The organism is Nostoc sp. CMAA1605, from assembly GCF_021596505.1.
In the GTDB taxonomy this organism is placed as follows: Bacteria; Cyanobacteriota; Cyanobacteriia; order Cyanobacteriales; family Nostocaceae; genus Trichormus.
The window spans coordinates 1-13,841 of record NZ_PJIZ01000037.1; the positions used below are offsets into that span (position 1 = coordinate 1).

The 13,841-nt window shown below is 43.4% G+C and carries 12 protein-coding genes, 2 tRNA genes and 1 pseudogene; 7 read left to right on the plus strand and 8 right to left on the minus strand.

What is annotated here, in order from left to right; genetic code table 11:
- The first annotated feature begins 269 nt into the window (after window positions 1–269).
- The 3 genes from topA to aroQ all read left to right on the plus strand — a co-directional run bounded on the left by topA (window position 270) and on the right by aroQ (window position 3,863).
- Complete coding sequence (gene topA, locus CV014_RS14395) at window positions 270–2,933, plus strand: type I DNA topoisomerase (RefSeq protein WP_236142660.1); 2,664 nt, start codon at window positions 270–272, stop codon at window positions 2,931–2,933.
- A gap of 323 nt (window positions 2,934–3,256) precedes the next feature.
- Entirely contained in the window at window positions 3,257–3,394 is a 138-nt protein-coding gene (locus CV014_RS14400) for a hypothetical protein (RefSeq protein ID WP_192881540.1), read from the plus strand.
- The gene (aroQ, locus tag CV014_RS14405; RefSeq protein ID WP_236142661.1) at window positions 3,372–3,863 is read left to right on the plus strand and encodes a type II 3-dehydroquinate dehydratase; all 492 of its coding nucleotides are present in this window, start codon (window positions 3,372–3,374) and stop codon (window positions 3,861–3,863) included. The genes CV014_RS14400 and aroQ overlap by 23 nt, the downstream gene beginning before the upstream one ends.
- On the opposite strand, the gene CV014_RS14410 is transcribed toward aroQ, so the two are convergent.
- Window positions 3,848–4,018 carry a hypothetical protein gene (locus tag CV014_RS14410; RefSeq protein ID WP_236142662.1) on the minus strand — a complete coding sequence of 57 codons (171 nt, stop codon included), beginning with the start codon at window positions 4,016–4,018 and terminating at the stop codon, window positions 3,848–3,850. The two genes, aroQ and CV014_RS14410, sit on opposite strands and share 16 nt — an antisense overlap.
- 7 nt (window positions 4,019–4,025) lie before the next feature.
- Here CV014_RS14410 and CV014_RS14415 point away from each other — a divergent pair, with 7 nt between their 5' ends.
- The gene (locus CV014_RS14415; protein ID WP_236142663.1) at window positions 4,026–4,940 is read left to right on the plus strand and encodes an ADP-ribosylglycohydrolase family protein; all 915 of its coding nucleotides are present in this window, start codon (window positions 4,026–4,028) and stop codon (window positions 4,938–4,940) included.
- A gap of 8 nt (window positions 4,941–4,948) precedes the next feature.
- Here CV014_RS14415 and CV014_RS14420 read toward each other — a convergent pair whose 3' ends face one another.
- Window positions 4,949–5,248, minus strand: a complete 300-nt coding sequence (locus CV014_RS14420) for a hypothetical protein (RefSeq protein ID WP_236142704.1) — start codon at window positions 5,246–5,248, stop codon at window positions 4,949–4,951.
- Between CV014_RS14420 and CV014_RS14425 the strand changes: the two genes are divergently transcribed.
- The gene (locus CV014_RS14425) at window positions 5,201–7,861 is read left to right on the plus strand and encodes an HD family phosphohydrolase (RefSeq protein WP_236142664.1); all 2,661 of its coding nucleotides are present in this window, start codon (window positions 5,201–5,203) and stop codon (window positions 7,859–7,861) included. The genes CV014_RS14420 and CV014_RS14425 overlap by 48 nt on opposite strands.
- Here CV014_RS14425 and CV014_RS14430 read toward each other — a convergent pair.
- Window positions 7,858–8,373 carry a GNAT family N-acetyltransferase gene (locus CV014_RS14430; protein ID WP_236142665.1) on the minus strand — a complete coding sequence of 172 codons (516 nt, stop codon included), beginning with the start codon at window positions 8,371–8,373 and terminating at the stop codon, window positions 7,858–7,860. The two genes, CV014_RS14425 and CV014_RS14430, sit on opposite strands and share 4 nt — an antisense overlap.
- 659 nt (window positions 8,374–9,032) lie before the next feature.
- On the opposite strand from CV014_RS14430, the gene CV014_RS14435 reads away from it, so the two are divergent.
- Window positions 9,033–9,106 (plus strand) — tRNA-Met (locus tag CV014_RS14435).
- 409 nt (window positions 9,107–9,515) lie between these two features.
- Here CV014_RS14435 and CV014_RS14440 read toward each other — a convergent pair.
- The 5 genes from CV014_RS14440 to CV014_RS14460 all read right to left on the minus strand — a co-directional run bounded on the left by CV014_RS14440 (window position 9,516) and on the right by CV014_RS14460 (window position 12,158).
- Window positions 9,516–9,589: transfer RNA gene (locus CV014_RS14440), tRNA-Pro, on the minus strand.
- A gap of 51 nt (window positions 9,590–9,640) precedes the next feature.
- The gene (locus CV014_RS14445; protein WP_236142666.1) at window positions 9,641–10,006 is read right to left on the minus strand and encodes a DUF1818 family protein; all 366 of its coding nucleotides are present in this window, start codon (window positions 10,004–10,006) and stop codon (window positions 9,641–9,643) included.
- Between the two features lie 5 nt (window positions 10,007–10,011).
- The gene (locus tag CV014_RS14450) at window positions 10,012–10,452 is read right to left on the minus strand and encodes a hypothetical protein (RefSeq protein WP_236142700.1); all 441 of its coding nucleotides are present in this window, start codon (window positions 10,450–10,452) and stop codon (window positions 10,012–10,014) included.
- A gap of 197 nt (window positions 10,453–10,649) precedes the next feature.
- Window positions 10,650–10,886, minus strand: a complete 237-nt coding sequence (locus tag CV014_RS14455) for a DNA-directed RNA polymerase subunit omega (RefSeq protein WP_015140372.1) — start codon at window positions 10,884–10,886, stop codon at window positions 10,650–10,652.
- Between the two features lie 237 nt (window positions 10,887–11,123).
- Window positions 11,124–12,158, minus strand: a complete 1,035-nt coding sequence (locus tag CV014_RS14460; RefSeq protein WP_236142667.1) for an adenosine deaminase — start codon at window positions 12,156–12,158, stop codon at window positions 11,124–11,126.
- Window positions 12,159–12,416: 258 nt separating this feature from the next.
- Between CV014_RS14460 and CV014_RS14465 the strand changes: the two are divergent.
- Window positions 12,417–13,759 (plus strand): annotated as a pseudogene (locus CV014_RS14465) (adenylosuccinate synthase).
- Window positions 13,760–13,841: the final 82 nt, after the last annotated feature.

Consider the following 13,841-nt stretch of genomic DNA (forward strand, 5'->3'; position numbering starts at 1 on the left):
CGATCGCACAATTCAACCCATGATGTATTTTGAAAACAGTAGTCGCCAATTGTGCCATTGATAAGTTAAAGATTAGAAATAGCTGACAAAGCATCGTGGGGAGTAGTGAGTAGGGAGTAGAAACAGGGGAATAAGGAGCAGAGGAAATTTAACCCCAATGCCCAATGCCCAATTCCCCATGCCCAATTCCCAATGCCCCCTTGACATTTCGCTGAAATTACTTCAATTTGACTGTTTAGCTTCATAGCTATTTTTTTATTGAAATTTCCATGTCAACTCTCGTCATTGTCGAATCTCCAACCAAAGCTCGCACCATCCGCAACTACCTACCAAGAGACTATCGGGTAGAAGCGTCAATGGGTCATGTGCGTGACCTACCCCAGTCGGCTAGTGAAATTCCTACGGCTGTCAAAGGGGAAGCATGGGCGCAGCTGGGGGTAAATGTGGACGCAGACTTTGAACCTGTATACGTTGTCCCCAAAGACAAAAAGAAAATTGTCACTCAGCTAAAGGACGCTTTAAAAGAAGCAACTGAACTGATCCTGGCAACTGACGAAGACCGAGAAGGTGAAAGCATTAGTTGGCATTTATACCAACTACTCAAGCCCAAAATCCCGACTAAGCGGATGGTTTTCCATGAAATCACCCAAGACGCGATTAAAAAGGCTTTGAAAAACTGCCGCACTATTGATGAGCAGTTAGTCCGCGCCCAAGAAACTCGGCGGATTTTAGACCGATTAGTCGGCTACACCCTCTCACCTCTGTTATGGAAAAAAATTGCCTGGGGACTATCCGCCGGACGGGTGCAGTCTGTGGCTGTGCGGTTGTTGGTGACTAAGGAACGTCAACGCCGCGCTTTCAGGGAAGGTACATACTGGGATTTAAAGGCATACCTAGAGCAGAATAAAGCCCCCTTTAACGCCCTGTTAGTGACCCTAGCAGGCACAAAAGTCGCCACGGGGAGTGATTTTGACCCATCCACAGGACAAATCGCCGCCGGACGCAATGTAGTGCTGCTATCTGAGTCAGATGCTATTGCGCTCAAGGAACGGCTGACTGGTAAACCCTGGACAGTCTCGGAAGTGGAAGAACGCCCAGTCACCCGTAAACCCGCGCCACCGTTTACCACATCCACATTGCAGCAAGAATCCAACCGGAAATTGCGGCTTTCGGCACGGGACACCATGCGCGTCGCCCAGAGTTTGTATGAGCAAGGGTATATTACCTATATGCGTACAGACTCGGTACATTTATCCGAACAGGCGATCGCAGCTGCTCGTGATTGTGTAGAAAAACTATACGGCAAAGACTATCTCAGCCCCCAACCTCGGCAATACACCACCAAATCCAAAGGCGCGCAGGAAGCCCACGAAGCCATTCGTCCGGCTGGTAGCAGTTTCCGTACCCCCCAAGAAACCGGATTAAGCGGTCGGGAATTAGCCCTGTATGACCTGATTTGGAAGCGTACCGTCGCCTGTCAAATGGCTGATTCCCGCCAAACCCAAATTACCGTCCAGTTACAGGTGGAAGATGCAGGTTTCCGTTCTTCCGGTAAGCGCATTGATTTTCCTGGCTATCTGCGCGCCTACGTGGAAGGTTCCGACGACCCCGAAGCCGCATTAGAAGACCAAGAGGTCATTTTACCTGGGTTAAAAGTTGGGGATCATCCCCATTGTAAAAATATAGACACCGTTGACCACGAAACCCAACCACCAGCCAGATACACCGAAGCTACCCTAGTCAAAACCTTAGAAAGTGAAGGGATTGGTCGCCCTAGTACCTACGCCAGCATTATCGGCACAATTATCGATAAAGGTTACGCCCAACTGGTAAATAATGCCCTAATTCCCACCTTTACAGCCTTCGCCGTCACCGACCTCTTAGAAAAACATTTCCCTGATATCGTTGACCCCAGCTTCACCTCCAAAATGGAGCAAACCTTAGACGACATCGCCGAAGGCGAGGCCAATTGGCTACCCTACCTACGGGAATTTTATCTAGGCGATAAAGGTCTAGAAACCTTGGTCAAAGAACAAGACAGCCAAATTGACGCGAATAAAGCCAGAACCGTCGAACTAGAAAATCTAGCCGTCAAAGTCCGCATTGGGAAATACGGCCCTTACATTGAAATGGATAACGGTGATGGTGTAATTACCGCCTCAATTCCCAAAGACTTGACCCCAGCCGACCTAGACCCCAAACAAGTCGAAACTCTGCTACGCCAAAAAACCGCCGGGCCAGACCAACTAGGCCGTCATCCCGAAACCGGTGAACCAATTTACGTCAAAATCGGTGCTTATGGGCCTTATGTCCAGTTAGGCGACAAGTCTGACGAAAACCCCAAACCCAAGCAAGCATCTTTACCCAAAGGTGTCACTCCAGAAAACATTTCCCTGGAAACAGCCATTGGTTTGTTATCACTCCCCCGTCATTTAGGAGTGCATCCAGAAACAGGCTGTAAAATCCAAGCCAGTTTAGGGAGATTTGGCCCCTATATTGTCCATGACCAAGGGAAAGAAGGCAAAGATTACCGTTCCCTAAAAGCAGGTGATGATGTTTTGACAATTACTCTAGAACGGGCGTTGGAATTGTTATCAGAACAGAAAAAAACCCGTGGTGCTAGCAGTAGCAAGTCCAAAGCCGCTTTACGGGAATTGGGTACACATCCAGACGACGATGCAGCCGTGAATATCTACGATGGCCCCTATGGCCCCTACATCAAGCATGGCAAAACTAACGTCGGACTACCAGAAGGTGTATCAGTCGAAGATGTCACCCTAGCTCAAGCTTTGGAACTATTAGCCGCCAAAGCCTCAACTAGCAAATCTAGCCGCAAAACAACTAAATCCACCACCACGAAATCTAAGTCAACAACAGCTAAATCAACGACTAAATCAACTACAGCCAGCAAGAAAAAAGAGGTGAAGAGTTAGTCAATTGTCAACAGTCAACAGTCAATAGTCAAAAGTGGCTCTCTTGTGTTCCCTTCTCATAGCCCTAATCAATGCCCCATGCCCCATTGACTATTTACTATCAACCACTGACAATTGACTAATAACTCTCGACGTTCGATAAGTGATGAATGTGATACTCTAAAAAGTAAGGGAGATAACAACACTAAATTTTTAAGATTGGCTTATGCCCGGAATACGAAAGTGTGTATCAGCCCGGTTATCAGCCAGAGGTGCAAAATTACGCCAGTTTTTGCGTAGCTGTTAATCAAAATTGAGGTAGTATCTCAGGAGCAGTCAATTTAATGGACTATATAGATAAGGTACTGGAAAAGCTAAAAGAATTGGCGCGCAAGCTAATTGAAGCCCTACTAGGCCCTGAAGCAGAGCCGGAACCAGAACTGATTCCGATCCCTGTAGATGAGCGATCGCGTCGTCGTTAATAGCCCGAAGGTACAATCATTGACAGTACAACCTCTAAGTATTTTGGTGCTGCACGGGCCAAACCTGAATTTGCTGGGACAAAGAGAACCAGGCGTTTATGGTTCTACCACTTTGTCTGAAATTAATCGTCTACTGACTGAAGCAGCACTAAATTTACAGGCTGTTATTTTTCCTTTACAGTCAAACCATGAAGGTGTGTTAGTAGATGCAATTCATGATGCACTAGGAAAACACCAAGGAATTCTGATTAACGCTGGGGCTTACACTCATACTAGTGTGGCGTTGAGGGATGCGATCGCCGGCGTGAATATACCGGCAGTAGAAGTGCATCTCAGTAATATTTATCGTCGAGAAGAATTCCGCCATCACTCTTATATAGCTCCAGTCGTTATTGGACAAATTAGTGGCTTTGGTGTGCAAAGTTACCTTTTGGGTTTACAGGCTTTGGTGCATCATTTGAAGTGCTGAGTTGTGAGTGCTGAGTTGTGAGTGCTGAGTAATGAGTAATGAGTTAATGAGTAATGAGTAGTTAGGTTTAGACGGTGGGATTCATCTTTGTGACTACGGCTATAAAAGGTTAAAAGTAGAAAGGTAGAAGAACTTGCTTTTAACTTTTTACTCATTTCAACCATGCGCTATTTACTAGGGAGTCGGTTTAGGGGTGCTTTTTTAGGGGGTTTATTAGGAGAAACTTTAGCTAAAAGTAGTCACCCACAGCATCCAGCAGTTAGTAACTTTGCTGAAAGTCTAGTTCCTGGTGCTACTAGTTTGGTGGAATTAGGAAAATTTGATTTAGATAATTGGTTAGAGATATATCAAAAAAAGTTTACCGATTTAGAACCAGCCAAAATAATTTTCGCTACAATTTCTCTTTCTCTGTTTTGTCACGAAAATCCGGTAAAACTGCACCAAAATTTACTGCAAATCTTAAAAAATTGCGATATTAATCCAGAGGTCAGAGATAGTACCCTTGCTATAGGATACGCGATCGCTCAATCATTAACAGAAAAGCTTCATCCCCAAACCCTCATCCCCCAAATCATTGCTTTTATTGGTGAGACAACTACCCCACTCCCACAAAACTTATTAAAAGTAAATAATTTGTTAACAAAAAAAGCTGGGTTAGAAATATTACAGTGTGAGCTAAATAGTCAAGTACAACTCTCAGAGGGAGTAGCTTTAGCATTTTATTACTTTCTCAGCACCCTGGAAGATTTTCGTTTAACGCTTTCCAGAACAATTCACCATCAGCAAATCTGGAAACACAACGCCGTGATTAATTCTCAAGACATCAGTATTATTGCTGCTGTCTTATCTGGAGTGTATAACAGTAGTGTAAGTATTCCTGCATCTTGGAGGGTTTCACTAACCAGAGAATTCAGCCAAATTTCGCCAATGCTAGAATTAGCTGATGCACTTGCGATCGCATGGTCGGGAGTGTATAAATCCGGATTAAACCCTGGATTAAACCTCCCAGAATTCCCACAGGAAGAAAATTTTACCCCTTGCGTCTACGCAGCTCCCCGCGTCATCAAGGCGCGTTAAGTCATCATTTATGATTTGGGCATAGGGCATGGGGCATGGGGCATATGGCATTGGGCATATGGCATAAGTAAAAAATCTACCTTGTTTCCCAGTACCCAATCCCCAATCCCCAATCCCCAGTCCCCAATCCCCAGTCCCCAGTCCCCAATCCCCAATCCCCAATCCCCAATCCCCAATCCCCAATCCCCAATCCCCAGTCCCCAATCCCCAATCCCCAATCCCCAATCCCCAATCCCCAATCCCCAGTCCCCAATCCCCCAATGAAAAAACAGCGATTTTTGCAGGTCTGGAATCGACAGTTGACCCATTGGCGGCGGAGGTATAGACTATTTAGCCGTAGGAGAATATTACTAGCTAAGGTGAGTCACCAACATAAAAAACCTGGAAATGAAGGAAATAAATTGATTTTTCCGCATATCCTCCGAAATTTGCTAGAAAATATCAAAAACGGTGACAGGCAAAAACGTAAAGTTGACCTGAGAGCAATGACAAAATCGGTCAAGAATCGTAGTCGGGTGGATGCAATAATCTGGGGTTGGATACATAAACAGCGTTCCTGTTTAGTTTTAGCGATCGCTGTTGTATCCTTGACTGGTGTAATGGGTCACAAACTATATAATCAACCTCAATTAAAAGTAGGAACTCTCGCACCACAGACAATTAGAGCTTCCTATGGAGACAAGATTGAGGATCGCCAAAAAACAGCAGAGAAACGTAAAAATGCGAGTAAGGAATCTATACCAGTATTGATGGTAGATTCAGAAATTACCGAAAAAATCAACCAAAATTTACAAAAATTACTAGATGAAGGCAACGCCATTCGTAAAATTGCGGGTTCTTTCCCTTTTTACGATACTTCCGTGTTATCTCTCTCAACTCAGGATTATCTCCGTTCATGTTCTGACTCAGAATGGCAAGTTTTGCTGGCGGCGATGAAAAACACTAGTCCACAAAGTTTAAGTCGTCGTTTCCGACAAAATGTTGGCAAACAAGCACCTAGCAGTAATTCCACACCTCTCAACTCAAATCAACCAGTTTCAGGCGATCAAAGGGTTAATATTCTGGGTAAAAGTGAACTGACGTTAGCTTTAGCTGAACTTTTAGCTTATCGAGTCACAATTGGGGAAAAAAACATTCCCTCAGTGATGACACAAATTGCGGAAGCGCGTCAAGCATACACGCAAGCTAATGAGCAATTAAAAAGCAATAACATCGCCTCAGAGACAATCTATAACGAAACAGCTCTGTTGCAATTATCAGATGATGAATGGACAAGAACCCAATCGGGAATTTATCAAAGTGCGGAACGCATTTTGACTCAAGGTATTCCCCCAGGTTTACCAGATAGTATTGTCAGTAGTGCTGTCAGTTTACAAGTACAAGCTTTTGTTCCTAGAAACGGCGAATCCTTGGCGAATAAACTCTTACTAGCCGTCTTAGAGCCTAATTTAAAAGTAGATCAAGAACAAACTCAAGAAAAAGCGCAAAAAGCCGCATCTGATGTTACGCCTGTATTCGTTGAAGTGAAGCAAAATCAGATTATTGTCAACAAAGGAGACTTGATCACAGAACGGAATTTTGAAATTTTAGAGCATTATCAACTCATTCGGCGGGAAAATAATTGGCTGGAATTACTGAAATTAGGCGGTTTAGTGACGGGAGCAATCGGCATATTTGTTCTGGCGGAAAAGCGAATTAAATATCAATTGCGCCAACGCGATCGCCTGTTAGTTTTACTATTAACTTTGAGTACACCAGGATTATTAGCGATGGGTTTACCTTACACTACCTGGGGGGGTGTGGGGTTATTGTTGGGAAGCTTTTATGGCCCTAGTTTGGGTGTGACAGTGATTGTGTTACTGCTGCTGTTATTACCCATCAGCTTAGAAGTCAGCGCAATGACTTTATTGGCGGGTGCTGTGGGTGGAATTTTGGGTAGTTGTATCGCTCAAAAACTGCGATCGCGTGAAGAGTTAGCACTTTTAGGTGTGGCGATCGCAGCTGCTCAAGGTGGTGTTTACTTAGTGATTAAAATCCTCATAGGTGCAGCCTTTGGTGCAGGTTGGTATGTTGTCTTGCAAGAGGCTGGATTATTTGCTTTATCGGGTCTAGCTTGGAGTATTGTGGCTTTAGGCTTAAGTCCCTATTTAGAAAAACTATTTGATTTAGTTACCCCCATTCGGCTAGCAGAATTAGCCAATCCCAATCGTCCTTTACTCAAACGCCTCGCTACAGAAACACCAGGAACATTTCAGCACACCTTATCAGTAGCCACCTTAGCAGAAGCGGCGGCGAAAAAACTCGGATGTAACGTGGAATTAGTTAGAGCTGGAACACTCTACCATGATATTGGCAAAATGCACGACCCTTTAGGATTTATTGAAAATCAAATGGGCGGGCCGAATAAACATGAAACTGAAATCAAAGACCCTTGGAAGAGTGCAGAAATCATCAAAAAGCACGTCAGTGAAGGGTTAGTGATGGCGAAGAAACATCTGTTACCCACAGCAATTCAAGCGTTTATTCCCGAACATCAAGGGACAATGCTGATTGCCTATTTTTATCATCAAGCCGAACAAATGGCGCAGGCTGACCCCAGTATTGTGGTGAATGAAGCCGATTTTCGCTATGCTGGGCCAATTCCCCAATCAAGGGAAACGGGAATTGTCATGTTAGCAGATGCTTGCGAAGCCGCATTGCGATCGCTCAAGGATGTCAACCCTGAACAAGCCTTAACCATGCTAAATAATATTCTGCGCGCCAGATGGCAAGATAATCAACTCATTGATTCCGGCTTAACACGGGAAGAAATGACACAAATCGCCGAAATATTTGTAGAAGTTTGGCAACAATTTCACCACAAACGTATTGTTTATCCTAAGTTAAAAGGTAAAAACAAAGCAAATAAAGTTAATAGTTAAAATTCACCATCCTGACTAAAAGCAGGTGGATAAACAACCTTACCGCGATAATTTTGGTCATATTTTTTTAGTGGTTTGACCATGAAAAATTCTTGAGCAACCGGAAACGGAGATTCAATCCCATAATTTACCGATGGCTCAAAACCAAACCTTTGATAAAAATCAGGATGACCTAACACTATCACTAACGCTTCTTGTGTTTCTGCTGCTTTAGTTAAAGCCACGGTTACTAATTTGCTACCAATTCCTTGTTTCTGAAATTGTGGATGTACAGCTAAAGGTGCTAAAGCTAATACTTTTAGTTGCTCTTCCCCTATCAAATGAATATAACTTAAAATAATATGTCCTACTATCTGGTTATTGACTTCAGCCACCAGAGAAAGCGCGGGGATATAAAAATCCGAGTGGCGAATTGCTTCGATAATCTTCACCTCATTTTCTCCCGCAAATGCTAGTCGGTTGACTTCATTGATGGCTTGATAATCTGAAGGGATTTCACAGCGAATATTCATGGTTGAGAAGAAATTCAAGTTTCATAATAAAAGCATATATGTAAGTTCTCTATCTTTACGGCTATTATTTCTATTCTTCATAGCCTGACAATTTTTACATAATTGAAAAATTTCTGATTTTAACTTCTCTCTGTTTTCCCCAGTAAGTTCAGGGATTATATCGAATTCCTGTCACTACGAATGAATTCATAAAACATAGACACACGAAAGAGTTTACCAACCAAAATAGCAGATAATTTAAATGTATTAGTTAATACCTAAATAATGTAATATCAGGTTTTTAGGTATTTGCACACATCCCCTGGGAAGATGCTAAGAGATAGAAATTATAGGTAGATTAATCCGGGATGTTGTTATGCACTGGATTTAAAGAGAGGTTTGGTCATCAGCCAAACCTTTTTTTTATTAATGGGAAGGAATATCTGTGGCGGGGAATCGAAGCAAGAGTCTAGACTTAGCAATCCAATGATGAAGAGAGGGATATTACAGTGTCTTCCCCTTACACCCTCATACCCATACACCCATTTTTCAGGCAGGTGTAATGTGGATCTGTCAACGAAGCTAACAAAAAGCAGTGGGCATATCTCTTGTTTTTTCTTCAAAATAAGACTAGTCAAAAGAAGATTAGTCTGCTATGATAATAAATGTGTGAAAAACACGGCTCAGTAGCTCAGTTGGTTAGAGCACGGGACTCATAAGCCTGGGGTCGTCTGTTCAAGTCAGACCTGAGCCATAGTTAAAAATTTTGCATTATTGCAGTATCTTCAGTAAGATAGAATTTCCAGAAATCTATCCATTTTCTCATTTCATCAGACACAAAGTTATCAGCTAATTTTCATTCTTTTTTGCAGAGTGAGTAGCTTCTAGTAACCATAACTCTAAGGTTTCCACGAAGTGGTGTATCCCTTATCCCTGAATTGATGCAACTTGAATGCTGATGAGCTTAACAGTTCTAAATTCACTTATTAAAAAGTTCCATATACAGCAAGATTTTCTGAATTTGGAACTGTTGGATAATTCTAGTGAATTGGTATGACTCAAAGTATTTACGCGATAAGCCTAATAGAATCCTTCACATACCAACCAGTTAGAAAACCTGCTAATCTTATGCTTGAGATTAGCAGGAGTAGGGATTTTATTAATCGGAGCGGCGGGATTCGAACCCACGACCTCCACTACCCCAAAGTGGCGCGCTACCAAGCTGCGCTACGCCCCGGTCACGATTTACTATCGTATCCTCAAATTATAGAATAGTCAAGGGGAAAACTTAAAAAACTTTGAGAGTTGCAGCAGCTTGCAACAAACCAGGAACAGCAAAGGCTGACCATTGACCTTCAGCACACCTACCTGCGTTGAGGATGAAGCGTAGACTGTATTCATGGGGATAGCCTTCTACCTCCATCCACAATAAATCGCTTTCGGCTTCACAGGCTATTTTTTCCTCGTCCATTAATTCGGCGGTGAGTTGTTTCATAGTGTCGGCTAGCTTGGCTAACAGACGGCAAAAATCATCCAACTCAGATGAGGTTAACTCAATTGCCCAGTCATCAGTTCCTACTAACCCTTGAAATTCACTAGCATGGGGATTCCAGCCAATACGCCAGCCTTCACCGCTTTTAATTAAACGTTCCATGAGGATTAGGGGTTAGGGACTGGGGATTGGGGATTGGGGTTAAAAATATTAGTGAGGACTTGAGCAAGGGCATCTCTTTGGCTGCGAGTCAGGCGTTTAATGGCGGCGCGATCGCCTTCTAAGGGATTTTGCTTTAAAGTATCATTACCTGGGTAAGTGTTGTCATACATGATTTCATTAGCGTCCAGATAATCAGCCAAAGTTAGCTTCCAATCAAGTCGATAATTGGGGGCGCGTTCTTTAATATAAATGTGATATCTAATCAAACGACTAATTAAGGTGCTATTTTCTGCCACTTTACCCGATGATTGGCTGATATATTGGTTTTCTTTAGGTAAATCAGGCAATTGCTGATAGACTAACTGCCACACATCGCTAGGGGTAATTCTTTGCGCCTCGGCTGGTGATTGGGGTAATATGCTGATTGCAGAAGTCCCTAAAATGATGCTGAGATTTAAGGCAGTGATACCTACGGCGGACTTTGCCAAAGCTAATAATTTAAACTGCACAAATTTGATTCTGAGAATTGATATTGATATTGAGAAAAACCTTTGCTAGCTCATTTAAATAAATATTCTGAGGTGAAAGCACAAAGCTGTTAGTTTTACACTCAGCACTCCGCACTTTCAACTCAGCACTAGTTTCACAATTCGCCGATGATTTCTGGTTGTGTCAGTTCATCAGACATTTCAATAATTGCCCTTAGCACAGGTTTCATCATCGCATCTTCGGCACTTTCAAATTCTTCATAACGCCGACGCTTGGCACGATTTGCCACCTGAACCGTAATGCGATAGCGATTGGAAGCTGCACTAATTAAATCCTCGGCACGGTGCATAATCTGAGACTGGGTTGTCTCGAACTTAGAACGCTTTAGCATAGTAATTGGTTCTTGGGGACATACTTAGTTTAGCAATAGTCATTAGTCATTAGTCATTAGTCAACAGTCATTAGTCAACACTCAGCACTTATTACTCAGCACTTATTACTCAGCACTCAGCACTCATTACTCAGCACTCAGCACTTATTACTCAGCACTCAGCACTTATTACTCAGCACTCAGCACTCATTACTCAGCACTCAGCACTCAGCACTCATTACTCATGCGGGAGTAGCATCAGGCTAAAGCGGTAGCGCGTTCTGGTTTTAATAAACCATTCAATAAATATGCTGGACGTTGACCGTAAGGCCAGGCAAAGGCGTGACGAAAAGCAGCATCTTGACAGGCTTGTAGCTGCTCAAAATTGATAATGTCGTAAGTTAAGAGGTTTTCATACTCAAAAGGTAAACGGACATTGTGCAAGCCAGCATTATCAGTACAGATAGCTATATCTACGCCAGCCTCAAAACATCGGTCAAAAACTAACTTTAATTGGCGAATATCCTGCAAAGTCCCAGTTTTGAGGTAAGTTGTGGGACAAACTTCTAAACATTGTCCGAGTCTTGCTACTTCTGGTAATAATTCTGGATATAACAAAGGAATTTGGATACCGTGACCAATCCGCATTAGATAAGGTAACAATTCTGGGTAGCAGCCATCAGTAGTTTCGTAAAGATGTCCAGTTGTGTTAATTCCTAGCGATCGCGCATAATCATACAGACTAATCAATTCTTGCAGGCGATCGCTATAATGACTATCGCCACCAGCCACATCTACAGCACAAACATATTGTCTATTATGTGCCGCTAAATCAACAATCGCTTTATTTACCTCATAGGGTAGCCGCGAGTGCATACACAGAATTTGACTGGTCACAATAGGATATTCCGGTAAATGGCTAGCTTTACCGACCACTTCCACAATTTCCGTCATCTTGTCAATTCTCTGTGATTGACTTAAATGTTCTGGTGTCCGTAAATACGGAGTATAACGCAATTCCAGATAAGCCAAATTCTCGAAAATATAAGCACCACGCACCAAGCGATAAATAAAGTACGGTAAAGTCTCTGCTGTTTGCACACTTTCCACTAAAGTATGCAGTTCTAAGTATTCATCTAGAGTATTGCGTGGACGAGTGTAAAAATCTTCAAAATCTGAATAACTGCTAAACCGAGAAATTAACTCTGATGAATGTCGCTCAAAATAACGCCACAAGACACGGGGAACAACAGAACCCCCCAAGTGTCGATGCAATTCTGCATATAAAGCCATAGTGATAATTTGTCTATAAAATTTCAATAATATTAACAAATATACGGAGGAAAGAATGTGTACTTCTAGGAAGATTGTGTAAATTTATCTAGGTTTGGGGATTGGGGACTGGGGACTGGGGGCAGGGAGAGACAAGGTAGACAGTAAGTCATATCCAATGCCCCATGCCCTATGCCCCATTCCCAATAAGTATTGACAAATATTGCAGAATATGTTGATAATGGTTCTTTGTGGAAACTTTACCTCAATAATAAAAGCTTGGCTAACGTCATTGTGATAGGGCCCAATGGGGCGATGAAGGGAAAGGTAAAATAACTGACTTACTCAGCAGATCCGCAGATGTGGTAGTACGTTACCAAGGGGGTGTGAATGCTGGACACACAATTGTAGTCAAGGGTCAGACCTTCAAACTGCACTTGATTCCCTCTGGTATTTTATATCCAGACACAGAGTGCGTGATTGGCTGTGGGACAGTCATCGATCCACAAGTTTTAATAAAAGAACTCGACCAATTAGAAAGTTTAAATATTTCTACGAAAAATCTGCTCATTTCGGAGACAGCCCATGTCACGATGCCCTACCATCGATTAATCGATAAGGCATCAGAAGAAAGACGGGGAAGCCATAAAATCGGCACGACTGGTCGAGGGATTGGCCCTACCTACGCTGACAAATCAGAGCGTACAGGGATTAGAATACTAGACTTGATGGACGAAAAAGCCCTGCGCGACCAGTTGGAATGGACGATTAATTATAAGAACGTTATTTTAGAAAAGCTGTATAACATACCACCGTTAGATCCGCAACAGGTGATCGAAGAGTATCTAGGTTATGCAGAACGTCTGCGACCTTACGTCGTTGATACTTCATTTAAGATATACGATGCAGTACAAAAGCGGCGCAACATCTTATTTGAAGGGGCGCAAGGGACGCTGTTGGACTTAGACCACGGAACTTATCCCTATGTGACATCCTCCAACCCGGTGGCGGGAGGGGCTTGTGTCGGCACAGGGTTAGGCCCGACAATGATAGACCGCGTAATTGGTGTTTCTAAAGCTTACACCACAAGAGTTGGTGAAGGCCCATTTCCTACCGAATTGGAAGGGGAATTAGGAGAACACCTGTGCGATCGCGGCGCAGAATTCGGCACAACCACCGGACGCAAACGCCGTTGTGGTTGGTTTGATGCTGTTATCGGTCGTTATGCCGTGAGAATCAACGGCATGGACTGTATGGCGATTACCAAACTAGATGTCCTCGACGAATTAGAGGAAATCAAAGTTTGTGTCGCCTACGAAATAGACGGTGAACACTGTGAAAACTTCCCCACTAGCGCGAGAAAGTTTGCCCAGTGTCGCCCCGTTTACAAAACCTTACCAGGCTGGCAAGTACCCACCAGCGAATGCCGCAGCCTAGAAGACTTGCCACCGCAAGCATTGGACTACCTGAAATTCCTAGCAGAATTAATGGAAGTCCCGATCGCGATCGTCTCACTAGGCGCAAGTCGTGATCAAACTATTATCGTAGAAGACCCAATTCACGGGCCAAAACGCGCCCTACTCCACCCTGATGGGACTCCCGCTTCCTTGCTGAGTGCGTAGTGAGTGCTGTTAGCGGTAGCGCGGCGTTTAGCCGGTGCTGTTAGCGGTAGCGCGGCGTTTAGCCGGTGGTGAGTGCTGAGTG

Excerpts from the sequence above, each read along its gene's own strand:
- CV014_RS14455 (WP_015140372.1), bottom strand. The coding sequence starts at position 10,886 with ATGCTAAAGCGTTCTAAGTTCGAGACAACCCAGTCTCAGATTATGCAC.
- CV014_RS14410 (WP_236142662.1), bottom strand. The coding sequence starts at position 4,018 with ATGAGTAAAAAGTTAAAAGCAAGTTCTTCTACCTTTCTACTTTTAACC.
- CV014_RS14420 (WP_236142704.1), bottom strand. The coding sequence starts at position 5,248 with ATGGGTCAACTGTCGATTCCAGACCTGCAAAAATCGCTGTTTTTTCAT.
- CV014_RS14460 (WP_236142667.1), bottom strand. The coding sequence starts at position 12,158 with ATGGCTTTATATGCAGAATTGCATCGACACTTGGGGGGTTCTGTTGTT.
- aroQ (WP_236142661.1), top strand. The coding sequence starts at position 3,372 with ATGAGCGATCGCGTCGTCGTTAATAGCCCGAAGGTACAATCATTGACA.
- CV014_RS14400 (WP_192881540.1), top strand. The coding sequence starts at position 3,257 with ATGGACTATATAGATAAGGTACTGGAAAAGCTAAAAGAATTGGCGCGC.
- CV014_RS14445 (WP_236142666.1), bottom strand. The coding sequence starts at position 10,006 with ATGGAACGTTTAATTAAAAGCGGTGAAGGCTGGCGTATTGGCTGGAAT.
- CV014_RS14415 (WP_236142663.1), top strand. The coding sequence starts at position 4,026 with ATGCGCTATTTACTAGGGAGTCGGTTTAGGGGTGCTTTTTTAGGGGGT.
- CV014_RS14425 (WP_236142664.1), top strand. The coding sequence starts at position 5,201 with ATGAAAAAACAGCGATTTTTGCAGGTCTGGAATCGACAGTTGACCCAT.
- topA (WP_236142660.1), top strand. The coding sequence starts at position 270 with ATGTCAACTCTCGTCATTGTCGAATCTCCAACCAAAGCTCGCACCATC.
- CV014_RS14430 (WP_236142665.1), bottom strand. The coding sequence starts at position 8,373 with ATGAATATTCGCTGTGAAATCCCTTCAGATTATCAAGCCATCAATGAA.